Raw genomic sequence first — 25,782 nt, 5'->3', positions numbered from 1 at the left:
CGACTGCACATCTCAGTCGCTTAAAGCTAATTCTTAAAACAATAAGGTGACTTATTGGACAAAGGAATTAGGCATGATGGCAATACTATACACGAGAAAGGGGCAGCTTAACGCCCCAAAGAATATAAGGATTCTTTTAGAAAGTTAGTCTGTCCCTTTTTAAGGAGGACAACAATATGTGCGGAATAGTAGGTTATATTGGAGCAAATGATTCTAAGGGAATTTTATTACATGGTTTAGAAAAACTAGAATATCGTGGCTATGACTCAGCTGGTATCGCTGTATTAAATGATAACGGAGTACATCTGACAAAGGTTAAAGGGCGTATTGTAACATTGAAGGAAAGCATGGATAACTCTAACTCCGTAGAGGCAACATTAGGTATCGGTCATACTCGTTGGGCTACACATGGTGAGCCTAGTACATTGAATGCCCATCCACATCAAAGTACTTCAGGGAAATTTACAATCGTTCACAATGGAGTTATTGAAAATTATCAAGACATAAAAAGGAACTATCTTGAGGCTGTTGACTTTGTTAGTGAAACAGATACGGAGGTTATCGTACAGCTAATCGAAAAGCTGTACGATGAGTTTCAAAATACAATAAAAGCATTTCAAGAAGCAATGAAGCTTTTAAAAGGTTCTTATGCCATTGGAATGATTGATGTAGATGATCCAAATACGTTATATGTTTCTAAAAATAAAAGTCCATTACTAATCGGTTTAGGTGATGGATTTAACGTTATTGCCAGCGATGCTATGGCAACGCTAAAGGAAACAGATCAGTATCTGGAGATTTTTGACAAAGAAATCGTTCTAGTTCATCGTAACCATGTAGAAATTCAAAAATTAAACGGTAAAGTGGTTGACCGCCAGCCATATACAGCAGAGATTGATGCAAGTGATATTGAAAAAGGTACCTACCCACATTATATGTTAAAAGAAATCGATGAACAGCCTATTGTTATTCGTAACATTATTAAAGAGTATCAAGATGAAAATAATGAAGTTAAATTAGATGATTCTATACGTAATGCGATGCAAGAGGCAGATCGCGTATATATTATTGCTGCAGGAACCAGTTATCATGCAGGATTAATAGGTAAGGAATTTATGGAGAAGATGGCTAGGATTCCGGTAGAGGTTCATGTCGCAAGTGAATTCTCTTATAATATGCCATTATTATCAGAAAAACCATTATTTGTATTTATCTCTCAAAGTGGTGAAACAGCAGATAGTCGTGCCGTTTTAGTAAAAATTAAAGAAATGGGACATCCGGCGCTAACTATTACAAATGTGCCTGGATCCACTCTTTCTCGTGAAGCGGATTATACCTTGCAGTTACATGCAGGACCAGAAATTGCGGTAGCATCTACAAAGGCATACACAGCACAAATTGCAGTTCTTACTATTCTAGCTGCAGATATTGCAAAGGCAAAAGGTTTAGAGCTGGAATTTGATCCAATAAAGGAACTGGCAATTGTTTCAAGTGCTATGGAAGTCTTAACAGATCAAAAAGAGGAAATAGAGCAATTAGCGGGAATATATCTAGATACAACACGTAATGCCTTCTTTATAGGTAGAGGTTTAGATTATAATGTATCCTTAGAAGCTGCATTAAAACTAAAAGAAATCTCCTATATTCAGGCAGAAGGTTTTGCTGGAGGAGAGTTAAAGCATGGAACGATTGCTTTAATTGAGGAAGGTACTCCTGTTATCGCCTTAGCAACACAAGAAAATGTCAATTATTCTATCCGTGGTAATGTACAGGAAGTCGTAGCTCGTGGTGCCAATGCCCTGATCATTAGTATGAGAGGCTTAGAGCAGGATACCGATGCGTTTGTATTACCAAAAGTGCATGAATTACTAACACCATTAATTAGTGTCATTCCATTACAATTACTAGCTTATTATGCAGCCTTACATCGTGATTGCGATGTAGATAAGCCGCGTAACCTAGCTAAAAGTGTAACGGTAGAATAATTAAAAAAGCCATCACTACATAATAGAATGTAGCTGATGGCTTTTAAATGTTAAGGTGATGAATCGAAATTAGGAATTAAGAAACGTTTGCTTTATTTCTTTTTCCGCAAGATAAGCATTGGCTGATTCCAATCTTCTGTGTTCATCTACAGAATCCCCAGAAACACGATTTTTTGTATCTAGTGGATGATCTGCATTATTTGCTCCTGCTTGAATATTAAATCGTTCCCTAGTTTCAGATTTTGCTAAATCAGCCTTCTTTTTATGCTGTGCCATTTTATCACCTCGTTGTTACTATACGTAAAAAGTAATATTTTATAAGGTGACAAATCAACAAAAACCGGGAAGTGCCAGGCACCATTATATTTTAAAGTCTAATTTAATAAGCCCAGCCTCTTTGGCTGATAGGAGTGCAATGATGGATAATGGACCAACGATAAGCCCAAGAATACCAAAGAAGTATAATCCTAACCATAAACCAATTAGTGTAGGTAAAGGGGGAAGTCCAATTTGGTCACCCATGACTTTCGGCTCGACGGTTCTACGGATAATTAATAGAATTCCAGCTAGTACGAGTAATTGAATTCCAGTGTTTACATCCCCAGTAATCAAATCAAATAATGCCCATGGAGCAAGAATGGCAATGGACCCGATAATTGGAATGAAGTCAATAAACCAAATAACTAGGGACATGATTAAGGCGTTATCAGGAGAGATTAGCATTAGTCCGATGTAAGTGACTATAAAGATGATAATACTAACTAAAAATTGTGCTTTAAAGAACCCAGTAAAGAACCTAGTGGATCGTTGTAGCATATAACGAACCTTTTCACCGTTTTCCTTTTCAAACCTAGCATAGAATCCTTCTATGTACTTCGGTAAATCCAAGCTGATTAGAAATAGAGCTATTAAATAAATGATAATTACAACGACTAAATTTGGGATGGCTTGAGCCCAACCAGCCAATATAGGTATCATTTGCTGAGCTGATTCTGTAGTCCATTCCAGTAAACTAGAAATTTGCTTATCCATTTCATCGATAAAAACTGGTGGCAAACCGGCGGCAGTCTTATTTAGTTTTTCTAGCAAATTCTCCATGTAGAAGTTTATATCAATAATGTAGTATGGCATTCTTTCAACAAAGCGGATGGTTTCATTGACAACTCTAGTAATAGTAACGTAAAAAATGAAAGCAATGACTAAAACAAAGGTTACAAATGCGATAATAACTGCAGGTAATCTTTTTCTAAATTTTAAATGCTTTTGTATTAGTTTAACGAGTGGCTCTAATATAAAAGCGGTTAGCGCCGCTAAGATAAATGGCATAAAAGCAGGTGAGTAAAAATAAAAGACTATTGCTAATAGTATAGCAACTATAGCAATAATGATTCTCTTAGTGGTAAAAAACTTAGACAAGTAAAGGCCCCTTTCCAATTCAAGAATACTAGTTTAATTATATTATGAGAGCTAAAACTTGCCAAATTTATAAGACTATTAACTTTATAAATTAGAAAAGTCTTTTATAAATATTTTTTGCATAATTGCGGAAATTGGAATTTCTCCTCAAGCCCCTCTCACGAACAAATGCATCAAATTTCTTTCTATCATGTAGATCATTCCGTCTAGGAGTATTTCCGGCAACAGTTGAATACAAATCATGAAATGTAAGTAACTCTTTTTTCTTCTCTTGTTCTTCAGAAATATACCCAGCATGCTTTAGAATTTTAAAAGCTCTTCGAATCTCTGGGGATAATCCTTGTAAATCATCTTTTAAGTCAAGAGGCTTTCCTTTACCAGGAAGATGATTGAACTCTCCATTGTTAACGGCTTCTTTAATTTTTTCTTCTACAAAATGATACATGGTAGCCCTACCTTCTATACTTATGTAGTTGTTAAAAGTATAACTTAGGGAAGGTCTAGAAGCAATATGAGGCGTACTTCAAAGCTGAAGTACGACCCCGTTTTTCACAAAATTATTTGGTATAGCGATTGGCATAAGAACTTGCGACAAAGGAATCTGGTTTTATCTTTGGCTCTACACCGATAGACTCCATTCTTGAGACCATTTCGTTCACAAAAACTCTTGTTTTATTTCTATTTCCTGAACCAATATCGATATGTCCTTCAATAGTAAAGGATGCACCCTTATAGATGTTCGGCAATATGATATTAATTAGTTGCTCTTTCCTTTCTTCTGTAAACATGGATACAATTTCTTCAGTTAGGGTTGTTTCATAAGAAATTCTTTCATGAAGGTTTGTCATTTTACGAGGTACATTCACTTTTCGTATACATGCCCATACTCCTTTTTTTTCACGCTGGATTACGATTCCTGTGATAAATCTGGTGTAATACCCATGTACTTGCGAATCTGTTCCAAACATTAAACGATAGTTTCCGTTCGGGTCTTTTTTCATGAATTGAACAATATGGTGGAAAACTTGTTTGAACGACATATTCTTTTGACTTAAGTTTTGGAACGTGTAATTTAATACCCTTAGTTTTGACATTTTTACCTTCCTTTTTATAAGATTTAGCCGACTTTTCGGCAATGGTTATTACTATAATATATTCATTACTAAATAATTACGATTGTTCTAATTTAAACATTCCTAAAAGAATGTGTTTTTTCTATAAACTACTATTCCCTTTCTTTTATCACAGGTTAAGGGGCTAATACCCCCACCAATTGAAAATTCACTTTATAGATAAGGGATGGTAAGATTGGGGTAAATATAGAATGTAAATAAGGAGTTGGAGAATCATGGACAAGTTATTCTATACATTTGAGATCAATACTTCAGAAAAACAGGCGTTCATAAATATAGACTCTTATTTGAATGAAGCACTACATACAAGTAAGGTAAGGGATGGAATCATGGTAGTTTATTGCCCACATACAACAGCTGCCATCACTATTAATGAAAATGCGGATCCTGATGTAAAAACAGATCTTAAGCTAGGGTTAAATGAAACCTTTCCAAATAAGAGCGAGTATATCCATATGGAAAATAACTCAGATGGACATATGAAATCCTCTGTAGTGGGAGTAAGTGAAACAATTATTATTTCAGAAGGACAGCTTGTTTTTGGTACATGGCAAAGTGTATACTTTTGTGAATTTGACGGACCTAGAAGAAGGAAATTCCACGTGAAAATTATAGAAGGGTAATGGAATCAAGTACCATGCTAAAAATAGTAAAATGCTCTTTTATCTATTGGATGAAGAAGAAAGCTAGGGAGAGAAGAGCTCAAAAGTGTCTTCACAGCCTTGCTGAAAACCAAAGAAATCACCAAAAAACAACATTACTACTCTAATGAAGGAGTAAACCCTGTATAAAAATAACCTTCATTTTAATTATGAAGGTTATTTTTATACTAAAGAGCGGTCTATTGCTTTGCCATTTCCTCAATTATATGGATTATTTGATAAAGCTGGTCATTTACAGGTGTTGAAATATTATACTTTTTGCCTAGTTCGCAAACCTTTCCGGCGAAATGTTCAACTTCTGTTTTTCGATTGGCAAGTACGTCTTGTAGCATGGATGTTTTTCCATTAGGAGAAAGAGCATGTAATATTGGGCGATAATGTTTAACATCCTCTTCTGTCAAATGAACACCAACTTTTTTCGATATGGCCACAACCTCATACATTGCTGATTCCATCCATTCTTGGAGGGATGGAATGCTTTGAAAAAATTTATAAGGGGCTTTAAGTACAGCGGATGTTTGGTTTATTCCAACGTTAAACATAAACTTAGCCCAGATAGTATGCCAGATGTCCTCAGAGATTTCATATGGAATACCAGCTTTTTGGAACAAATCTTCTACTGCAAGTACATCTTCAGAGATAGACTTGTCTTTTTCACCATAGCAAATCCTTCCTATGCTAGCATACCTAACAGATTGACGATCTCTTACGGCGTCAATTCCAACACACATACTATAAAGAATATGCTCATTATTAGTAGCTTCATAGATTTCTTCCTCACTAGAGATGCCATTTAGTAAGGATAGAATAATGGTTTCTTTGTCTATATGCTGCTTAACATCCTGAACAGCCTGTCCGAGCTCTGCATTTTTCGTTGCAATGATAACTAAGTCTGCTGGTTCAGTTTCCGCCTCAGGAGTTATAAAGTTAAATTCCTGTTTTATCCCATTCACTTCAAAACCGTTTTTTTGGTAGCGATTCAATCGTTCATTATTTACAATTACTCGGAAATCTTCACCTAATAGTGTTTGTAACTTACTACCATAGGCCGCGCCAATTGCACCTAACCCTACTAATGACACTGTATGAATTTTCTTCATGATTATCCCCGCTTTTTCTTTTTTATTCGTATATAAGAATGATATCAGAATTCATAAAAAATTACGAGGTAAATCGGTGAATGGTGGGAATCCACCTAAAACTTAGGTAGAATAATGTTAAGCTACTAAATTTGGAGAGATTTTATGAAGGAATATTACTACGATAAATTACTTAACATCAAAACAAGAAAAAATAAAAATACTCCTAATGATCCATTCATCCATTACCATCCATATGAGCCGACGCCTTATTATGTACTAGAGGAATTAGGAAAGAAATATCCCATAAGCGAGCAAGATCATATTGTTGATTTCGGCTGTGGGCTAGGGAGATTGAACTTTTATATTCATTATTTTTACCAAGCATCTGTATCTGGAATTGAGCGAAATGTGACATTCTACGAAAATGCGATTGAAAACCGCAATCGTTACTTAAGTAGATTTAATAAAAAGCAGGATAAACTACAATTCCATTATTGCCTAGCTGAGGAATATGTGATTCGTCGAGAAGATAATTGCTTTTATTTCTTCAATCCCTTTTCTGTCGAAATTTTCCGTAGGGTAGTCCAAAATATCTTGGCATCGGTTGAATTAATCCAACGTAGTGTTGATTTAATTTTATATTACCCTCACGATGATTATATTTATTTTTTAGAAATGGAAACACTGTTTGAATTAGTAGAGGAAGTGAGGATACCTGGATTATATGAACGGAATCCGTATGAGCGGATTTTAATTTATCGGCTAAATTATATGGTGGAAGCATGATAACATTTAAAGAATAAGACAAATAGGGGACGACACCAATGAAGGAAATGACGTCGGTTTTGTAAGCTTATATATGTTTAATAAGGATCATTTCATTTAATGAGACATTAACGTGTGTAGTATGGGGATAAAGAACTTATTTAATTTATATCTACTACTACACACCTTCTTTGATGAACCCAATCTCTAATAAGATAGGTTTTTGTACATATGCTAAAAACCAAACATATCTGCAAGTAGCTTAATAGTGTTTTTCCGATTCTGAATACCGTACACATTTGGTATAATCATGATCTCATCAGCTACAAAGGATTCTGCAATCTGTAAAATTTCAGCTTTTACTTGTTCTGGGGTACCTACAATCATTCTTCTACGATTGGCTTGTACCTTTTCCCCTTCAGCCGGGTTGAATCCACGGCTTTTAGCAGTTTGAATAGACGGATAGTATGGAGGCTGGTGCTTGGATTCAATAAAGTGTAGCCATAGATCAAAGGCTTGAGCTAAATCTTCCGCTTTATCTTCATTTTCTGCAACCACTACAAATACAGCAATCATTACTCTAGGTCTATTTAAAAATGTGGAGGAATGGAAATGTCTTCGATAATCATTCACAGTTGTTATTCCTTGACGTCCTGGTTTAGCAAAATGAGCATAGACGTAACCAGTTCCAAGGCTTGCCGCAACCCTTGCACCTTTTTTTCCAGATCCAAGCATCCACATTTCGGGCCTCGTTTCTATCTTTGGTGTAGCGATTAACTTTTGGAATCGGTGTTCATCTGAAACGTTGTCTGTCAAATACTTCTGTAAATCCTCTACCTGCTGCTCATACGCTACTCGTTTACCTTTACTTTCGTTTAAGGCTTGATTGACAATACGAAAACTGGGTGATCTTCCAATACCTAAATCGATTCGGTTGGGATAAAGAGCCTCCATCATTCTAAAGTTTTCCGCAACTTTATAACCACTATAATGTGGCAACATGACCCCACCAGAGCCTATTCGTATCCTTTTGGTGGAGGAGGCGAGATGCATCATCAGTATTTCCGGGCTACTGTTTGCAACTGATTCTACAAAGTGATGTTCTGAAACCCAAAAGCGTTTAAAACCAAGAGAATCTGCATATATTGCTAAATTTGTAGTGTTCCATAAAGCCTCATGTGCATTTGTTCCCTCATCAATCGGGGAATAATCGAGGATACTAATGGGAATCATCTTTTACACCTCTTTTCAATCCCGATTGTTAATTAGTATATTAAAAATAACCAATCCAATACATCATGAAGGAATGGTACTCGTTTTATCTTGAGTTTGTGATTCTAAAAAGGCTAATAATATCTCCTTTTTCGCTTTGGTCTCTTCGTATCCTTGATTATATAATTCTTCTAGTTTTTCTTTATTCTTTTCTATCCTAGCCGCCCTTAGAGGTCGTTCGGGTTGTAAAATAAATACTTCGTTTCGTTTTTCCATTTCATAAAGCAAATGCATGGTTTGATTGTAAAGGATATGCCGGTCACGCAATATACGAACTAGCTCTGGATTATTTTTAAACAATCTTTGGAAAAACCAATTAAGTTTTGTTGCCTTTTTAATGTATCCTCTATTTCTAGTTAAAACGACTATATGTTTTTTGATCCCTTGTGTAATTAATGGATGGATAGGGATGGGATTGGATATCCCGCCATCTAATAATTCCTTTCCCTGGTAGCGGACACTCGGCGCCAGGACCGGAAGAGAACAGGATGCTCGGGTGATAGTTAATAAATCGTCAATTGTTTCATATCGATTAAAGTAAAGTGGCTTTCCGGTTTGGATGTCTGTTGTTCCAATAATAAATGTAGATGGAGATTGTGTAAAAGATTGATAGTTTAAGGGAATAATATCCCTTGGAATTTGATCAAAAATATAATCCATATTAAATATTTCTCTGTTTCGTAACCAGTTGATTACGGAAACAGATTTAGAATTATTCCCGACAGCCTGTAATATTTGATAGTTTCTAGTTCTTTGCTTTGCAATGTATGAACTGCCGATAAGAGCTCCTGAAGAGGCTGTTGCAACTACTGGGAATTCAAACTCCTCATCAAGGAAGAAGTCTAAAACTCCAGCAGTATATGCACTTCTCATTCCCCCACCTTCTAACAAAAGCCCAGTATTTTTAAACAATACTTGACACTTCCTTTTTTATATAAAGTGAGAATAAGCTTCAGTATATAAAACTAGTATATCAATTTATTACGAATTAGAACACTTGATTGATTTTTTATGGCTTTTTGATATAGTCATTTTTAATATAAAACTTACATAAAATTGTTGTTGTTATTGTCTAAGAGTTAGTTTATAATCAGATGCACAAAATATTTAAGATCATTGGACATGGGAGATAATATGTTATGGCTACTATCGGTTATGCAAGGGGTAGTACAACTGAAGACTTGGAATTTCAAATGGAGAAGTTAAAAGAATATGGATGCGATAAAATATGTAAGGAAAAAATAGCAATTAGAAGGGTGCAGCTACCAGAATTGGAACGTACTCTTAAGTATTTACGACCGGGGGATAAATTGGTGGCGTATAAAATGGACTGTTTAGCCGGGAGCACATATGAATTACATCGAATCGCAAACTCTTTACAAGAACAAGATATTGGGTTGGAATTTATTAAAGAAAAAATTGATTTTTCAACTCCTTCCGGGAAAACAATGTTTACTATGCTTGGAACTATTGTTGATTTTGAGCGTGACCTTGAACGTAATCTAATCAATAAGCGTACAAAGGAAGGCCGTGAACGTGTCAAAAGCCAAGGGAGACAGTTGGGACGTAAAGAGAAAGATGAAAGAGATATTAAAAAGGCACTCAAGCTATATTTTAACAATGATAACAATGGCCTAAGTATAACCGAAATCGAGAAAATGACTGGTGTTCCACGTTCCACTATTTACGCTAAAGCTAAAGAAATGAACGCGAAAGGCTATGATAAATTAACCGATCTACAAAAGAGAATTTTTAATCAGACACATCCTAAACATTTGGAAAGTATGAAGATGGATAAACGGAAGGAATACGATGTTCAAAACATTAAGAAAATCAAGTGGGATAGTCGAGAAAAGTGTATAAAAGTTTATTTTAAAAATGGAGATTGGTATCACTATTTCAGAGACTATACTTGGGATTAACTTTTGAACAACTTGTGAAGGGATAAAAGTAATTCGTATAAAGAGAATCTTTAATCAGTGGGGTTTTCTTTCGTTCCCCGCCTAAAAAGATTTGTTTTTCCTCCATTTTGAGTTGGGTGTATTTCTGCGCCTTAACCTACGATAAACCGAAACTTAGAAATAAAAGCAGTGAACTCATAAGAATTATAAGTTCACTGCTTTTTCAAGTATTAAAGCAATTTTAATTCTCTACACTACTACCTATCTGTGAGTTAAACGTCAGATCAGCTGATTTTCGCAACTTCTGTAAAACAACAATTTCATAAGGTTGAATCTCCATAAACTCGCCAACAATAGTCTGTTGGTTATCAGAATCACCTAAATAATTTGTTACTGCTATTTTCCAATTTCCGGACGATGGCAACCTTAGTGAACAATCCCTCTTCGTTGGATTAGCATAAATGGAGAAGTCAACTTCATCATCTAGCAAGGTAAATCCAAAAATAGGGTTAGGTGTTTCAAGTATATGGAATCTCCGCCGGATTTCCTGTTTGCTTTTTAAACGGAATACTTCATATTTTTTCCTCAAACGAATAAGTGCTTTCAAAAATTCAACATTATCATTTTCCGTTTCTCGTTTGCTCCAGTCCAACTGGTTGATAAAATCGTTAGACTTATAGCTATTTTCTACTCCATTTTTTGTTCTGAACCATTCTTGCCCAGCATGGATAAAAGGAACACCCTGGCTTAGAAGAGTGAGAGCTGTTGCAAGCTGATGCATCCTTTTGCGATCCTTATCACTAGAGAAAGGATTTGTTAATTGAAGTCGATCCCATAATGTGTGATTATCATGACATTCTACATAGTTAACAGATTGGGTTACATCGGAAACAAAGGGATCCCCATAATCCTCTAACACAGAACCAGATAATAAATGTGGAAGACGTTCGATAAAATGTCCATTTCCATTAACAAATCCAGTATCACTGGAATCAAATAAATTTCCTTTTAATGTATCTCGGAAAAAATCGTTAAAAAAACGTATTCCTTTTAATGAATTTGAATTTATGCTTGTTGCCTTCTTATGGGATGGAAGGGCCGTTGGTAATTCCCATCCTTCACCTAAGAGCATAATGGGCTGGGACTCTTTAAGGCATCTTTTTTGTATAAGATTTATTGTCTCTATGTCTAGACAACCCATCAAGTCAAATCGGAATCCGTCTACTTTATATTCAGATAGCCATAGATCGACGGTATCCAGTATGAACTTTCGAACCATCTGACGTTCAGAGGCTACATCATTTCCAACTCCAGTACCGTTAGAAAGCGTTCCATCTTTATGGTAACGGAAATAGTAGCCAGGTACGATTTTTTCAAAAGGAGATTCTTCCATAATAAATACATGATTATAAACAACGTCCAAAATAACGGATAATTCTTCTTGATGGAAAGATTCAATCATTGTTTTACATTCGTTAATTCGTGAGACTGGTTCCCCTGGTAAAAGGGCATAGCTCCCTTCAGGAACCTGAAAGTATAAAGGATCATATCCCCAATTATATGTTGTATCTGGATTGATTTCGTCTACACGAGCAAAATCATTAATAGGCAGTAATTGTACATGGGTTATCCCAAGTTCTTTCAAATAGGATAGTGCTGTAGAGGAGTTATGAGTAGTAGATGTCGACTTCTCTGTTAACCCCACAAATTTACCTTTATTTTTCACACCGCTATTCTTGTGTATGGTTGCATCTCTTACATGTAGTTCATAAATAATCGAGTCTTGTAAATGATTTATTTGAGGTCTTGGTGTACTGATTTCATCTATTTGTTTCGTCCTTGAAAAATCGATAATAACAGCTTTTTCACTATTTGGCATCATTGCTTTGGCATATGGATCATTCACAAGCGTTTTCTTTCCGTTTACTGTGATTTCATATTGATACGGAAAACCATGCCAATCCCCTTCAATCGTTAATTTCCAAATCCCTTTTTCCTCTCTATTCAGGTGATAATAACTTTCGGAAAGGGCCAATCTAACTTCTGTTGCTGTAGGTGCCCACAAGGAAAAAGTGGTGGAGGTCTTACTGCATACAGCGCCTAGTGTAGCGTCAAGGTCAGCGTATTTCTCATCAAACCACTTTGTCCGTACAATAGCTCCAGGGTAAATTGGAAATTTCTTTTCTCCCCAAAGGAGATAAAGTGTTTCTCCAAATGGGAGTTCTTCATGGAAGTGGATTCTAGCTGTGGTTTTATTTATTACTTCTTTCACACTAGCTTGGAAGTTGGTTTGTTTTTTCTCCCAAACTATAAAGGGATATGGATGCTTCTCAGGTAGATTTTCTAAATCCCCATTTACTGTCATTTCATTTATATCATCAATCCACGCAACCCCATTTTTCACAGGAATCTACTCCTTTTTTAGAAGTTAAGGAATGAATGGACTCCTCAACGTCCAAATCGTCTTTATATTATTAAGGGAAAAAATGTACTCCCCCTGCAACCAGTGATTAACTACTGTCATACTTACTTATAGTATATGTTTTACCCAAAGTTATGAATATAAGAACTTCCATAAAAAGATAATAACCTATTATTTCATGTTTTAAACGAATTTTACATGGTTTTAATTATATTCGACAGAAGTTGATATACTTTCTAAATAGTTACAGTTTTTGTCGAACGAATTTTCTGAATCCTCGTTGAAGTGAATAGTTATTCAGCTTATAATTACACTTGTATAAATAGGGATTAGCCATATTATCTGATTATTTGATTTATGTCTTAGTCCTTGCCTATCGGGAAAAGGAGGTTATTTTGATTCGTGAACTATCATATATCTGAAGTGGACTATCATATATCTGAACAGGATATTTATTTATTTCATCAAGGAACTAATTATCGCAGCCAACAACTTTTAGGTTGTCATTATATCCACTTAAAAGGCATAAAGGGCTATCGTTTTGCCGTATGGGCACCACATGCAGAGCAAATTTCTGTAGTGGGTGAATTTAATAACTGGAGTAGTGAATCACATGCTTTAGAGCGGATTACGAATGAAGGACTTTGGGTAGGGTTTTTCACCGATGTCTTGCCAGGGCAAGCGTATAAGTATGAAATCATTTCCGTAACTGGGGAGCTCAGATTGAAGGCAGATCCATATGCACTCCAGTCTGAACTTAGGCCTAAGACAGCCTCCTTAATCCCAACCGTATCCACATATAAATGGAAAGATACCGATTGGCAGGAAAGGAAGAAGCAGTATCACTCCTATGCTTCCCCCGTAAATATTTATGAGGTTCATTTAGGATCTTGGAGGAAAAAGGAATCTGGTGAGTTTTATACATATAAGGAATTAGCGAAGGAACTAATCCCGTATGTTAAATCTCTAGGTTTTACCCATATTGAGTTATTACCATTAGCAGAGCATCCATTTGATTTGTCTTGGGGATATCAAATTTCAGGTTATTTTTCCGTTACTACTAGATATGGAGATAGGGATGAATTTAAATACTTCGTCGATGAATGCCATAGAAATAATATCGGGGTAATCATGGATTGGGTTCCGGGTCATTTTTGTAAGGATGATTTTGCGTTAAGGGAATTTGATGGGAAGGCCTTGTATGAATATGCAGACCCTAGAAAAGCAGAAAAACAGTCATGGGGAACACTGACATTTGATTTTGGAAGGCCTGAGGTACAAAGCTTTTTAATCTCTAATGCCTTGTTTTGGCTAGAGGAGTACCATATTGATGGAATTCGTGTGGATGCAGTAGCAAGTATGCTTTATCTTAATTTCGACCGTCCAGATTGGGAAGAGAAGATTTATAATTCCTATGGTGGGGAGGAAAATTTAGAGGCCTATGCATTCATACGGAAATTGAATGAAGTTATTTTTTCCTATTATCCCAATACGCTAATGATGGCTGAAGATAGCTCTGATCTTCCATTAGTCACCGCACCAACCTATTCTGGCGGGCTCGGATTTAATTACAAATGGAACATGGGTTGGATGAATGACACGCTGAAATACATGAAAAAAGACCCTATTCATCGGAAATGGCATCATAATTTACTAACGTTTTCTTTTATGTATACATACTCCGAGAATTTTCTTTTACCACTTTCACATGATGAGGTTGTTCATGGCAAAAAGTCATTACTGGATAAAATGCCTGGGGATCAATGGCAGCAGTTTGCTAATTTAAGATTGCTATACGGCTACATGCTCTGCCACCCAGGAAAAAACCTATTATTTATGGGAGGCGAGCTAGCACAATATGCAGAATGGAAAGACAAGGAACAACTGGATTGGCATCTATTAAAATACCCACTACACCATGGAATCTTCAATTATGTAAAAACATTAAATCATTTCTATCTAGAACACCCACAATTATACGAACTTGATCATGATTCAGAAGGTTTTGAATGGATTGATCCGCATAATGTTGATCAAAGCATCATTGCCTTTAGAAGAAAAAGTAAACTTCATAAGGATGAGCTCATTATAGTTTGCAATTTTACTCCAAATGTTTATTACGATTATAAAATTGGAGTTCCTGTTCCCGGAGAGTACAAAGAGATTTTTAATTCGGACTCTGAGGAGTTTGGAGGAACAGGACAACGAAACGAGAAGGAACATTTTAGTTTTCCAGAAAAGTGGCATGGTTTGCCACAACATATAAAAATAAAAATACCACCATTAGCAATCACACTATTTAAGAGAAATATAGAGGAGGAGAGATAGTTTGAAAGAGTGTGTAGGTATGCTTTTAGCAGGGGGAGAAGGAAAACGTTTAGGTGCATTAACACATGATATTGCGAAACCAGCGGTACCATTTGGGGGGAAATATCGCATTATTGATTACACGCTAAGTAATTGCACCAATTCTAATATTCAGACATTAGGTGTTCTAACACAATATTCTCCACTTGAGCTCAATAAACATATTGGAAATGGAAAGCCTTGGGATATGGATAGAAGAGATGGGGGAGTAACCATTCTTTCTCCATATACGGCTAAAACAGGTGGAGATTGGTTCACTGGAACGGCAGATGCCATTTATCAAAATATCCATTTTATTAATCAATATAATCCAAAATATGTGCTTGTCATTTCAGGGGATCACATTTATCAAATGGACTATCGTAAATTACTTAATCAGCATAAACAATCCAATGCGGATGCAACAATATCTGTTATTGAAGTGCCATGGGAGGAAGCATCCCGATTTGGCATACTGAACACAACAGATAATTTAAGGATTTATGAATTTGAAGAGAAACCAGAACAACCACAAAATAATCTTGCATCGATGGGAATCTATATTTTCACATGGGAAACGTTGAAAGCCTATTTATTAAAAGATGCGAGTCAACAAACGTCAAGTCACGATTTTGGTAAAGATATTATTCCAGCAATGCTTCGAGATGAACGGAGACTTTATGCTTATCGTTTTGACGGTTACTGGAAGGATGTAGGAACAGTAAAAAGCTATTGGGAAGCAAATATGGACTTGCTTGATGATAATGAATGGGGACGTACGTTAATGGATAAAAATTGGATGGTTTATACCAATGACTCTAATTTCCCGCCAGAGTTTATTGGGGAAAATGCATCAATCCAGCGATCGTTAACCAATTCTGGTTGCTTTATTTATGGGGAAGTCCAAAACTCTATTCTTTTTAAAGGCGTCAAAGTGGAAAGTGGCTGTTCCATTAATGAGTCTATAATTCATCCAAATGTAACAATCGGACGGAATTCAAACCTTGAACGGGTCATTGTAATGGAAAATACTACTGTACCTGAAGGAACAAATATACATGCTAAAGATAATGAAGAACCTATTGTACTCAATCAGGAAATATTAGAAGGAATGAAGGCAATGACTGGAGGCGAAAAATAATGAAGTCCATGATGGGATTAATCAATTTGGAGCATGAGAATTTTGTTTTCAACGAACTAACATACTTTCGTAACCATGCATCTATTCCAATTGCAGGACGTTATCGATTAATTGATTTTGCTTTATCCAATATGGTGAATTCAGATATTCAAGAAGTAGCAATCTTTGCAAAATCTAAATACCGCTCCTTATTAGACCATCTTGGAACAGGAGAAAATTGGGATTTAGATCGTAGAAATGGTGGTCTGTATATTCTACCTCCTGATTGGAATGACCCTACGGATGTTTCGAGAGGGGATTTGCGCTTCTTTCATAATAATCGGGATTACTTTAATCGAGGTAAATCAGACTATGTATTAGTGAGTGGCAGTCAATTTATAGCTAATACGGATTATAAGGATGCTTTTCAATTGCATATTAATCGAGGAGCGGATGTTACTTTAGTATCAACAATGATGGAGGATTTACAAGAAGAGCATACACCGTATTTCCGTATCCAAGCAGATGATTTAGGTTGGGTGCAAAATATTACAAACGAACGACATAATCCACTGCTTTTTACAGGTACGTATATTATTAATAAATCCTTATTAATGAAATTAGTCGATGAATGTATTGCATATCATCAAGATAACTTTTTTGTTCATGGTATTCAAGAAAGACTTTCTCAGTTGAAAGTACAGACATATCGTCATAAAGGGTACGGAGTATTTATTAATTCGATTGAAAGTTATTACCGACACAATATGGAACTATTAAACGAGGACAATTATCAGGATTTATTTTATAAGCCACATTTTGTAAGAACGAAAATATCTAATTACCCACCAGTGAAATACCTTGGTCAGTCTAAGGTAAAAAAATCAATCTTAGCAAATGGTTGCTCTGTTGAAGGTGTCGTTGAGGGCAGTGTACTATTTCGGGGTGTGAAGGTAAATAAAGGTGCAAATATAAGGAATTCCATTATAATGCAGCGTTGTACGATAGATGAGGATGTCCATTTAGAAAACGTCATTCTGGATAAAGATGTTCATGTAACGAAAGGACAAAGAATTATTGGCTCAAAGGATAAACCATATGTGGTAGCAAAAAGACAGGTGATAGAAAGCAAATAAGGGGAGGTACAATTGAGCTACCTCCTTAAGATAGTAAGTTAGGGGGAGATGGAAAGGTGGAAAATATATTATTTGTTGCATCGGAATCTACACCTTTTATAAAGACAGGCGGTCTTGCGGATGTAATAGGCTCCCTTCCACAGGCTTTAAAGGAGCATGAACAATTAGAGGTACGTGTCATCCTGCCATTGTATGACGAGATACCAGAAGAATGGAAGGAACAAATGGAATATCTTACTTCTATCGATGTTCCGTTTGGATGGAGAAATCAGGAGGCAACGATCTATACGCTAAGGTATCATCAAATCGAATATTACTTTGTAGAAAATGATTACTATTTTACTAGAAAGGGTGTATATGGTTATTACGACGATGGAGAGCGATTTGTATTTTTCGCCCATGCGGTTATTCAATTTTTAGCAAATGGATACTTTAAGCCAGACATTCTACATGCCCATGATTGGCAAGCAGCAATAGCAGTTGTACTCGCTAATATTCAAAAACCATTATCAGATATGCGAACAGTATTTACGATTCATAATATTAAATACCAAGGAATGATGCCTATCGATATTTTTGAGGACTTTTTCAATTTAGATAGAGAGCACATTGGTGGTTTGGAATGGAACGGTATGTTGAATTGTCTGAAGGGTGCACTGTTCCATGCAGATAAAATCACGACGGTAAGTCCGACTTATGCCGAAGAAATAAAATACCCTTACTATAGTGAAGGACTCCATCCTGTCTTGTGGCAAAGAGAACAGGACGTAATAGGTATTTTAAACGGGATTGATACGAAGGAATATAATCCATTATCCGATCCGTATCTATCCGTGAATTATCGCTCTGCACGTTCCAAAAAGATTATAAATAGATTAGATCTTGGAGAAGAGTTAAATTTCCCCATGGACTTAGATAAACCTCTATATGTCATGGTTACTAGATTAACGGAACAAAAGGGACTTCATTTAGTAGAGCATATTTTAGAAGAGTTTTTACAAGAAGAGGTACAGTTCATCATTTTGGGTACTGGTGAAAAAGAGTTTGAGGATTATTTTGCTAGCTTAGCATATCGATATCCTGAAAAAGCAAGAGCGTTGTTAACGTTTAATGAAGGCCTAGCAAGGAAATTATATGCGAGTGCAGATTTTTTCCTCATGCCTTCTAAGTTTGAGCCATGTGGACTAGCTCAATTAATTGCACTTCAATACAGAACGGCACCAATTGTTCGAGAAACGGGTGGATTAAAAGATACGGTACAGTCCTATAATGAAATAACAGGGGAGGGAAACGGTTTTAGTTTCACGAATTATAATGCCCATGATTTGTTACATGCCATGCGCTATGCATTAGATATTTATCATGACCCTGATCACTGGCAACAGCTTTGTAGCAATTTTAATGGTAATCGATTTAGCTGGAAGGATTCAGCTAAATTGTATGGTCAATTATATGAACAGTTAGTACCAACACTAATTCATGGATAAGGAGAGATGGTTCCTTGCCACCGTTAACAGCTAATCATTTAAAGGAAGAAATGATAAAAAGGTTACTGGATGAAGGAAAAGATGTTAATCACGTAACAAATAAGGACATTTATTATGCACTTGCATCCATTGTAAATGATGAAATTATACCAAATTGGTATCGAACGAAGGATATGTATGAAACCAAACAGACAAAACAAGTATATTACTTGTCTATGGAATTTTTGATTGGGAGATTATTGGAAAATAATCTGCTAAACTGTGGTCTGCTTGACGAAGCAAGGGCAGCTATCGTGGACCTGGGATTTAACCCGGACTATGTTTTTTCAGAGGAACGTGATGCCGGATTAGGTAATGGGGGATTAGGAAGACTTGCAGCTTGTTTTCTAGATTCCCTTGCTTCCTTAAGTTATCCCGGTCATGGTTATGGAATTAGGTACCGATATGGTTTATTTGAACAGCGGATTATTCACGGAAACCAAGTAGAACTTCCAGATTATTGGTTAAAGGAACCTTATCCTTGGGAAACGAGGAAAGAGGAGGAAGCCGTTTGTATTCAATTCCATGGAAAGGTACATATGTTCAAAAGAATAGATGGTTCTTTGGAATTTAAATATGAGGAGACGGATAAGGTTTTAGCTGTTCCTTACGATATTCCTGTTCTAGGCTATCAAAATGAAATAGTAAATACATTACGGTTATGGAGTGCAGAGCCCTTTCATAAGCAGGATAGGGAAGTAATGGAGGAAAATAGTGAGTTCTATCATGATTTAGACCATCAGCACTCGATAGAACAAATATCTGGTTTTCTGTATCCAGATGATTCAAGTTATGAAGGTAAGGAATTGCGTTTAAAACAACAATACTTTCTAGTTTCTTCGAGCATTCAAACGATTATCAATAACTTTAAAAAGAATTACCGACTACCAATTAGTCGTTTACCTGAGAAAGTTGTAATTCAAATTAATGATACCCACCCAAGTCTTGCAATACCAGAGTTGATGCGGATTTTAATGGATGAGGAAAGATTAAGCTGGGATGCGGCTTGGCAGATTACAACGAAAGTAATTGCCTATACCAACCACACGACATTAAGTGAAGCATTAGAGACATGGCCACAAGAAATGATTAAATCCCTATTGCCACGTGTATACATGATTATTGATGAGATTAATGAGCAATTCTGTCAATCTATCTGGTTTAATCATGAGGAATTAAGGGACAACATACCTGATCTAGCGATTATTGCTTATGGACAAATTCACATGGCAAAACTTGCAATTGTTGGAAGTTTTAGTGTAAACGGTGTAGCTCGAATCCATACGGAAATATTAAAGACAAAAGAAATGAAGGATTTCTATTCACTGTTTCCTGAAAAGTTTAATAATAAAACGAATGGTATCACACACAGACGTTGGTTACTAAAGGTGAATCCGAAATTGTCAGACGTCATTACAGATGTTATTGGGCCACAGTGGATTAAACGTCCGAAGCAATTGATTAACTTGCTTAAGTACACGAATGATAGGTCACTACTGGAGAAGTTTGATCAGGTTAAACATGATAATAAGAAGAACTTAGCAAACTATATTTATCAACATACTGGAATACTAGTAGATGACAAGTCAATTTTTGACGTACAAATCAAACGACTTCATGAATATAAGCGACAATTGCTTAATATATTTCACGTTATCTACCTATACAATGAATTAAAAGAAAATCCCAACCAGGACATGACCCCACGCACCTTTATTTTTGGTGCTAAGGCAGCTCCAAGTTATCATTTAGCTAAAGAAGTAATCAAATTGATTAATACCGTTGCTTCTATTGTGAATTATGATAAAGATATTCAGGATAAGTTAAAGGTTATTTTTCTTGAAAATTATAATGTGAGCCTAGCTGAAAAAATTATACCTGCTGCAGATATTAGTGAGCAAATATCTACAGCAAGTAAGGAAGCATCGGGTACAGGAAATATGAAAATGATGATGAATGGGGCCCTTACATTAGGTACGATGGATGGTGCAAATATAGAAATCCGTGACCTGGTTGGGGATCAAAACATCTTTATTTTCGGATTAACAGCAGATGAAGTATGGCATTATTATCAGCATGGTGGGTATAGTGCAAGGGATATTTATAACACAGATGATCGGATTAGAAGTATTCTAGATCAATTAAATCAAGGGGCATTCGGGGTTCACGATATAGAATTTAAAGATATTTTTTATAACATTTTATATCATAATGACCCATATTTTGTTCTAAAGGATTTTGAGCCGTATATAGAAACACATCAGCTTGTAGAACGTGCATATCGAGATCGTCATACTTGGTTAGATATGAGTGTGACAAATATAGCTTATTCAGGTAAGTTTTCAAGTGATCAGACCATAAGGGAGTATGCTTCAGATATTTGGAAGATAAAGCCGATGAATTAGAATATGTAAATGAAAGGTATGATGAATCATAAATATTTCCTAATAGAGAGTGTTTAAACACTTATACTTAAGGGAATCCTTTATAAAACTAGTTCTTATGGTAATGTAGTTTTTTCATTCACCCGTTTAACTAGGATAACCTACAAAACGTATGAATAATGTGCTCGTTTCATTTATAATTCTTTTTACCATTGATTCTCCCTTAATGAATAAAGAAAATGGCAGGTGATTAATTAAAATTGCCTGCCATTTTAATGTTAAGATCCGTTAAAAGATACCAAGCTTTTCTATTCTCTGTACAGCTTCTCGTAGTCGCTCTTCGTCTACTAATAAACCTACTCGTATATAGCCCTCTCCGTATTCCCCAAATCCATTACCGGGTGCAACAGCTACATCTGCTTTATCTAGTAAAAGGTCGGAAAATTCCTTACTGCTATAACCCTCAGGAACTGGAAGCCAAGCGAAGAATGAACCTCTTGGAGCCTCAACATCCCAACCAATACGATGGCACTCTTTAATAAGAGTGTCTCTTCTGCCTTCATAAAGCTCTACAAGTTCTGTTACACAGGTCTGATCATCAAGTAAGGCGATGGCAGAGGCTTCTTGAACCGCTGGGAATAAGCTTACAAACAAGTGATCCTGCAATAAATTGATTGCTTCAACTATTTTAGAATTTCCAACTGCGAATCCTACACGCCAGCCGGCCATATTATAGGTTTTAGACATGGTATAGAGCTCGATTCCAACCTCTTTGGCTCCATCTACCTGAAGGAAACTTGGTGGCTTTTGTCCATTAAAACCAATTGCACCATACGCGAAGTCATGAACAATTCCAATATCATATCGTCCCGCAAGTTCTACAGTTTCTTGAAAAAACTCTTTCGTTGCAGTTGCCCCTGTTGGATTATTAGGATAATTTAAGTAAAGTAACTTAGCTTTTTTCTTTTGGTCCTCTGTTAATGATTGATAATCTGGTAAGAACTGATTTTCTTTTAGTAAAGGCATGGTGTCATATTCTACGTTGGCAAGACTAACACCGGATAAATAATCTGGATATCCCGGGTCTGGTAGCAACATCAGATCTCCCTCATTCATTAACGTGAGAGGAAGTTCAACTAGTCCAATTTTGGCACCAAATAGTACAGCAACCTCTGTGTCTGGGTCTATTTCTACATTATATTCGCGCTTATAGAAGTCAGCAGTAGCCTTTTTAAATTTATGCGTACCGTTAAATGGTGAGTATTTATGGTTTTTAGGATTCTCAGCAGCTTGTTGTAATGCTTTTATAATATGATCTGGTGTTGGTTGATCTGGGTTCCCTTGTCCGAGGTTAATGACATCTCGCCCTTCTTTTATTGCTTTAGCTACTTTTTGAACCAAGCTTGCAAAAAATTGCGTTGGTAGGTCTTTTAGACGATTTGAAAATTCCATTATTCTCCCTCCCTATAATTAAGAATATTCTAGTTGAAGATTTTATATCTTTTTAATTGTAAAATAAATGGTATAATTTTTTTCCCTATATGTCTAGTTTTTGTTGTATAATAATAAAGTTCTTTTATAGTAAGCTATTATATGTATGATGGTATCAGTCGGCTTTTAGATTAAATTGTCAAATTTATTCGTTTATCCGAAAATTGCTAAAAAATTGCCGTAATATATTGCATTTTACTGAAATAGGTAGTATTATAGATTTCAACTAATATATTGCATATTTAATACAATCTAGGGGGAACAATTATGAAGGAGAAACTTCCGTTTTCATCATATGCAGCGATTGGATTTATGTTATTCGCACTATTCTTTGGAGCGGGGAATTTAATATTCCCAGCACAGCTAGGTCAATATTCAGGAACAAATTTGGTACCTGCGGCAATTGGCTTTCTACTAACTGGTGTCGGTTTACCTCTTTTAGGAATTCTAGCAATGGGATTCTCAGGATCGAAAGATTTGCAAGAATTATCAAGTAGGGTTAGCCCGGCATACGGTATCTTTTTTACTTCTTTACTTTATTTAACAATTGGACCGTTCTTTGCTATTCCACGTACCGGTACGGTGGCATTCGAAGTAGGGATTGCTCCATTTGTAACTGAAGAGTCACAACAATTAATACTATTTATTTTCACATTGGTCTTTTTTGTAGGTGTTTTATTCTTTTCACTTAATCCGGCAAAACTTGTCAATAATATTGGGAAAATTCTAGCACCGGTATTAGTTGTTCTACTTTCCGTTCTTCTTATTACGGCTATTGTAAGTCCAATGGGCACGATTGAAACACCACAGGAAGCTTATGCAAGTGGCGCATTTATGACAGGGTTTCTAGAAGGTTATAATACAATGGATGCACTTGCAGCATTAGTTTTCGGAATAATCGTTATTAGTACAGTAAAATCATTTGGTATTACATCTAAAAGGGAAATATTAACCGCTACAGCAAAATCAGGACTTATTGCTACCATATTACTTGCAATAATGTATGTAGGAATTGCTTATCTAGGGGCTACAAGCGTTGGTACATTGGGTTTATTTGAAACTGGTGGTCCGGTATTAAGTGGGACTGCATCGTATTACTTTGGGATGTTAGGATCAGTATTATTAGCAGTTGCCATTATTCTAGCATGTTTAACAACAGGGATTGGTTTAATCACAGCAAATGCGGAGTACTTTCATAAGCTGCTTCCTAGATTTAGTTATAAAACATTGGTTGTTTTCTTTACAACCTTATCATTTGTAATTGCTAACTTCGGTTTAGCGAACATTATTTCATTCTCTATTCCAGTATTAATGTTCCTTTATCCATTGGCAATCGTATTAATGCTATTGACTTTCTTATCACCATTATTTAATCATGCTCGTATTGTTTATGTAACAACAATAGCGGTTACCTTCTTAATTAGTATAATGGATGGGCTTAAATCACTATGTGAATCGCTAGGAATCGATTATTTTAGTTGGATGGTTCCAGTAGTAAACTTCTATGAAAATGTTCTGCCGCTTTATGGACAAGGGTTAGGATGGCTGATTCCAGCACTAATTGTAATTGCTATAACAGGAGTTATTGCTCACTTACAGAAAGCATCTCAAGCACAAGAAGCATAAAATAAATGAAAAAACACCGGCTTACGAAAAGAAAGCCGGTGTTTTTTCATCTTACATCAGGAAACAAGTCAATAGTACGAAGCCAATTATCTTTCAAAATTAAATTAAGACTGTCTATATCACGTTCTCTCATTAATTGAATGATTTTTGCGTGATCCTCAATGGAATGCTCTGTTAGAATAATAGAATTGTGGAAGAATAATCTTCTTACATGTGCTTGTAGCTGCTCGATGATATTTTTGATATATTTGTTTTGTGCAGTATCCACAATTATATCATGGAAAGTCTCATCAATCTTTAAGGCGGAATAGTAGTTTTCAGAATGTATGGCTTCTGCAAAACGTTGATTTGTATTCTCCAGTAATGTAACCGTTTCCTCAGTTAATCGTTGCGTAGCCAATTCACCAGCTAATGCTTGTAAGGCAGCTAGTGGTGGTAAAAGTTCTTTAATTGAGCTTCTTTCTACTTCTGTTACTTGAGTTGCTTTCCCAGGAAACATTTTAACGAATCCCTGTGCTTCAAGAAGCTGTAAAGACTCGCGGACAGGAGTTCTACTGACTCCTAAGGCTTTGGCTATTTCGGAATCATTAATCTTTTCACCTGGGAGTAATGTCCCGTCTATGATCCATTGTTGAAGTTGATTAAATGCAGTTTCTTTTGCAGATTGTCTAGTTGGTTTTTCATGATTTGTCGGTATAGGCACTTTTTTTCCCCCTCCCAGTAAATATATATATTCTATTATACTACAAGTGTAAGGGAAATGTAATATGCAATATATTTCTGTTACAAAAAAGGTTAATATTTCCGTAGTGGTTTTCTTACACCTATTATCGAATAAATATCGTGAACAACCTATCTATTAAATGCATACATAGCAATCTATTTGTGAAACGCTAAAAATAAAAAGCTTCACTAGTTTATCTAGCAAAGCTTCAAAAATTACTATAACTGAATCAATTGATAAAAGTCATTCCAATCCATAATCCGTGTAATATCACATTTGTCTTTATTGTAGGGTTGATCCTTAATAAGTAAAGTAGTACGTCCATTCTTAAGTGTTTCCAGAATAGCTGGTTTATCATCTATATAATAATCTAGGTCAAGGTCTTGGATGATATGGACCTTCTCATCATCCTGCATTCCATAATAAAACCGTTCTTCTTGAACAGGAAAGCCTTGTTTTTTTAGCCAATCCATGGATCTCTTTCCATGTTCTTTCGGTCTTGCAGTAATATAAAATATCTCATGTCCTTCCTTATCTAGCTTGTTCAGTGTTTCTACCGCACCATTAAAAGGAGGACAGTCACTATAATAAATTTCCTCTAAAGAACTTTTCCACATCTTGTTCCCCTCCTCATCATTTAAACCAAATGGCTCGTGTATCTCCACTCGTTTTATGTTTCGGAATATAGATAAATCAAGATTTTTGTTTAATTTTTTATTATAGATGTGAAAAGCATGCTCCCTTAAATTTATGAGTGTATCATCAATATCAAAGCCTATTTTCATGAACAT

21 protein-coding genes are annotated in these 25,782 nt (G+C 35.8%); 10 read left to right on the top strand and 11 right to left on the bottom strand.

Translation table 11 applies throughout. The annotated features are described in order from the left end of the window. The first annotated feature begins 176 nt into the window (after positions 1–176). Complete coding sequence (gene glmS, locus CAO17_RS15945) at positions 177–1,985, top strand: glutamine--fructose-6-phosphate transaminase (isomerizing) (protein ID WP_085993605.1); 1,809 nt, start codon at positions 177–179, stop codon at positions 1,983–1,985. 69 nt (positions 1,986–2,054) lie between these two features. Here the strand turns inward: glmS and CAO17_RS15940 are convergent, their stop codons facing one another. The 4 genes from CAO17_RS15940 to CAO17_RS15925 all read right to left on the bottom strand — a co-directional run bounded on the left by CAO17_RS15940 (position 2,055) and on the right by CAO17_RS15925 (position 4,495). Continuing rightward, a complete protein-coding gene (locus CAO17_RS15940; RefSeq protein WP_085993604.1) occupies positions 2,055–2,261 on the bottom strand; it encodes a hypothetical protein in 207 nt (68 codons plus the stop codon). A gap of 84 nt (positions 2,262–2,345) precedes the next feature. Continuing rightward, complete coding sequence (ytvI, locus tag CAO17_RS15935; protein ID WP_085993603.1) at positions 2,346–3,401, bottom strand: sporulation integral membrane protein YtvI; 1,056 nt, start codon at positions 3,399–3,401, stop codon at positions 2,346–2,348. Positions 3,402–3,492: 91 nt separating this feature from the next. After that, positions 3,493–3,846 carry a DnaJ family domain-containing protein gene (locus tag CAO17_RS15930; RefSeq protein ID WP_085993602.1) on the bottom strand — a complete coding sequence of 118 codons (354 nt, stop codon included), beginning with the start codon at positions 3,844–3,846 and terminating at the stop codon, positions 3,493–3,495. Between the two features lie 112 nt (positions 3,847–3,958). Further along, complete coding sequence (locus CAO17_RS15925; RefSeq protein WP_085993601.1) at positions 3,959–4,495, bottom strand: ribonuclease H-like YkuK family protein; 537 nt, start codon at positions 4,493–4,495, stop codon at positions 3,959–3,961. A gap of 254 nt (positions 4,496–4,749) precedes the next feature. On the opposite strand from CAO17_RS15925, the gene CAO17_RS15920 reads away from it, so the two are divergent. After that, a complete protein-coding gene (locus CAO17_RS15920; protein ID WP_085993600.1) occupies positions 4,750–5,157 on the top strand; it encodes a secondary thiamine-phosphate synthase enzyme YjbQ in 408 nt (135 codons plus the stop codon). A gap of 218 nt (positions 5,158–5,375) precedes the next feature. Here CAO17_RS15920 and CAO17_RS15915 read toward each other — a convergent pair whose 3' ends face one another. Continuing rightward, positions 5,376–6,296, bottom strand: a complete 921-nt coding sequence (locus CAO17_RS15915; RefSeq protein ID WP_085993599.1) for a ketopantoate reductase family protein — start codon at positions 6,294–6,296, stop codon at positions 5,376–5,378. A 144-nt stretch (positions 6,297–6,440) separates the two neighbouring features. Here CAO17_RS15915 and CAO17_RS15910 point away from each other — a divergent pair, with 144 nt between their 5' ends. Then, on the top strand, positions 6,441–7,064 hold the full coding sequence (locus tag CAO17_RS15910; RefSeq protein WP_085993598.1) for a class I SAM-dependent methyltransferase: 624 nt from the start codon (positions 6,441–6,443) through the stop codon (positions 7,062–7,064). A gap of 213 nt (positions 7,065–7,277) precedes the next feature. Here the strand turns inward: CAO17_RS15910 and CAO17_RS15905 are convergent, their stop codons facing one another. Beyond that, positions 7,278–8,276 carry an LLM class flavin-dependent oxidoreductase gene (locus CAO17_RS15905; protein WP_085993597.1) on the bottom strand — a complete coding sequence of 333 codons (999 nt, stop codon included), beginning with the start codon at positions 8,274–8,276 and terminating at the stop codon, positions 7,278–7,280. A 63-nt stretch (positions 8,277–8,339) separates the two neighbouring features. Beyond that, positions 8,340–9,206, bottom strand: a complete 867-nt coding sequence (locus CAO17_RS15900; RefSeq protein ID WP_281252964.1) for a patatin-like phospholipase family protein — start codon at positions 9,204–9,206, stop codon at positions 8,340–8,342. A gap of 248 nt (positions 9,207–9,454) precedes the next feature. On the opposite strand from CAO17_RS15900, the gene CAO17_RS15895 reads away from it, so the two are divergent. Further along, positions 9,455–10,237 carry a recombinase family protein gene (locus tag CAO17_RS15895; RefSeq protein WP_085993596.1) on the top strand — a complete coding sequence of 261 codons (783 nt, stop codon included), beginning with the start codon at positions 9,455–9,457 and terminating at the stop codon, positions 10,235–10,237. Positions 10,238–10,457: 220 nt separating this feature from the next. Here the strand turns inward: CAO17_RS15895 and pulA are convergent, their stop codons facing one another. Beyond that, the gene (gene pulA / locus CAO17_RS15890; protein ID WP_085993595.1) at positions 10,458–12,620 is read right to left on the bottom strand and encodes a type I pullulanase; all 2,163 of its coding nucleotides are present in this window, start codon (positions 12,618–12,620) and stop codon (positions 10,458–10,460) included. A 420-nt stretch (positions 12,621–13,040) separates the two neighbouring features. Here pulA and glgB point away from each other — a divergent pair, with 420 nt between their 5' ends. The 5 genes from glgB to CAO17_RS15865 are packed head-to-tail and all read left to right on the top strand — an operon-like array spanning position 13,041 to position 21,171. Then, complete coding sequence (gene glgB / locus CAO17_RS15885) at positions 13,041–14,966, top strand: 1,4-alpha-glucan branching protein GlgB (protein ID WP_245831859.1); 1,926 nt, start codon at positions 13,041–13,043, stop codon at positions 14,964–14,966. Between the two features lies 1 nt (position 14,967). Beyond that, positions 14,968–16,125 (top strand): glucose-1-phosphate adenylyltransferase, encoded by a 1,158-nt coding sequence (locus CAO17_RS15880; protein WP_281252941.1) that lies wholly within the window; start codon positions 14,968–14,970, stop codon positions 16,123–16,125. Next, positions 16,125–17,240: a glucose-1-phosphate adenylyltransferase subunit GlgD gene (glgD, locus tag CAO17_RS15875; protein ID WP_085993594.1), complete on the top strand. Its 1,116-nt coding sequence runs from the start codon at positions 16,125–16,127 to the stop codon at positions 17,238–17,240. Before CAO17_RS15880 ends, glgD begins: the two co-directional genes overlap by 1 nt. 56 nt (positions 17,241–17,296) lie before the next feature. Beyond that, positions 17,297–18,727 (top strand): glycogen synthase, encoded by a 1,431-nt coding sequence (locus tag CAO17_RS15870; RefSeq protein ID WP_085993593.1) that lies wholly within the window; start codon positions 17,297–17,299, stop codon positions 18,725–18,727. Positions 18,728–18,777: 50 nt separating this feature from the next. Beyond that, positions 18,778–21,171, top strand: coding sequence for a glycogen/starch/alpha-glucan phosphorylase (locus CAO17_RS15865; RefSeq protein ID WP_085994526.1), 2,394 nt, complete (start codon positions 18,778–18,780; stop codon positions 21,169–21,171). Between the two features lie 267 nt (positions 21,172–21,438). Here the strand turns inward: CAO17_RS15865 and CAO17_RS15860 are convergent, their stop codons facing one another. Continuing rightward, complete coding sequence (locus tag CAO17_RS15860; protein ID WP_085993592.1) at positions 21,439–22,602, bottom strand: pyridoxal phosphate-dependent aminotransferase; 1,164 nt, start codon at positions 22,600–22,602, stop codon at positions 21,439–21,441. A gap of 306 nt (positions 22,603–22,908) precedes the next feature. Here CAO17_RS15860 and brnQ point away from each other — a divergent pair, with 306 nt between their 5' ends. Further along, positions 22,909–24,267: a branched-chain amino acid transport system II carrier protein gene (gene brnQ, locus CAO17_RS15855; RefSeq protein ID WP_085993591.1), complete on the top strand. Its 1,359-nt coding sequence runs from the start codon at positions 22,909–22,911 to the stop codon at positions 24,265–24,267. A gap of 46 nt (positions 24,268–24,313) precedes the next feature. Here brnQ and CAO17_RS15850 read toward each other — a convergent pair whose 3' ends face one another. Further along, the gene (locus CAO17_RS15850; RefSeq protein ID WP_085993590.1) at positions 24,314–24,970 is read right to left on the bottom strand and encodes a GntR family transcriptional regulator; all 657 of its coding nucleotides are present in this window, start codon (positions 24,968–24,970) and stop codon (positions 24,314–24,316) included. A gap of 239 nt (positions 24,971–25,209) precedes the next feature. Further along, on the bottom strand, positions 25,210–25,776 hold the full coding sequence (locus CAO17_RS15845; RefSeq protein ID WP_085993589.1) for a 5' nucleotidase, NT5C type: 567 nt from the start codon (positions 25,774–25,776) through the stop codon (positions 25,210–25,212). Between the last annotated feature and the right edge of the window lie 6 nt (positions 25,777–25,782).

The sequence above is a fragment of the Oceanobacillus senegalensis genome (genome assembly GCF_900176885.1).
Taxonomy (GTDB): domain Bacteria; phylum Bacillota; class Bacilli; order Bacillales; family Amphibacillaceae; genus Oceanobacillus; species Oceanobacillus senegalensis.
The sequence above is the reverse complement of the archived record's forward strand: the minus strand, read 5'-3'. Positions and strand labels throughout refer to the sequence as shown.

Coding starts and splice junctions, on each gene's coding strand:
- glmS (WP_085993605.1), top strand. CDS start 177: ATGTGCGGAATAGTAGGTTATATTGGAGCAAATGATTCTAAGGGAATT.
- CAO17_RS15940 (WP_085993604.1), bottom strand. CDS start 2,261: ATGGCACAGCATAAAAAGAAGGCTGATTTAGCAAAATCTGAAACTAGG.
- CAO17_RS15930 (WP_085993602.1), bottom strand. CDS start 3,846: ATGTATCATTTTGTAGAAGAAAAAATTAAAGAAGCCGTTAACAATGGA.
- CAO17_RS15925 (WP_085993601.1), bottom strand. CDS start 4,495: ATGTCAAAACTAAGGGTATTAAATTACACGTTCCAAAACTTAAGTCAA.
- CAO17_RS15920 (WP_085993600.1), top strand. CDS start 4,750: ATGGACAAGTTATTCTATACATTTGAGATCAATACTTCAGAAAAACAG.
- CAO17_RS15915 (WP_085993599.1), bottom strand. CDS start 6,296: ATGAAGAAAATTCATACAGTGTCATTAGTAGGGTTAGGTGCAATTGGC.
- CAO17_RS15910 (WP_085993598.1), top strand. CDS start 6,441: ATGAAGGAATATTACTACGATAAATTACTTAACATCAAAACAAGAAAA.
- CAO17_RS15905 (WP_085993597.1), bottom strand. CDS start 8,276: ATGATTCCCATTAGTATCCTCGATTATTCCCCGATTGATGAGGGAACA.
- CAO17_RS15895 (WP_085993596.1), top strand. CDS start 9,455: ATGGCTACTATCGGTTATGCAAGGGGTAGTACAACTGAAGACTTGGAA.
- glgD (WP_085993594.1), top strand. CDS start 16,125: ATGAAGTCCATGATGGGATTAATCAATTTGGAGCATGAGAATTTTGTT.
- CAO17_RS15865 (WP_085994526.1), top strand. CDS start 18,778: ATGATAAAAAGGTTACTGGATGAAGGAAAAGATGTTAATCACGTAACA.
- CAO17_RS15860 (WP_085993592.1), bottom strand. CDS start 22,602: ATGGAATTTTCAAATCGTCTAAAAGACCTACCAACGCAATTTTTTGCA.
- brnQ (WP_085993591.1), top strand. CDS start 22,909: ATGAAGGAGAAACTTCCGTTTTCATCATATGCAGCGATTGGATTTATG.
- CAO17_RS15845 (WP_085993589.1), bottom strand. CDS start 25,776: ATGAAAATAGGCTTTGATATTGATGATACACTCATAAATTTAAGGGAG.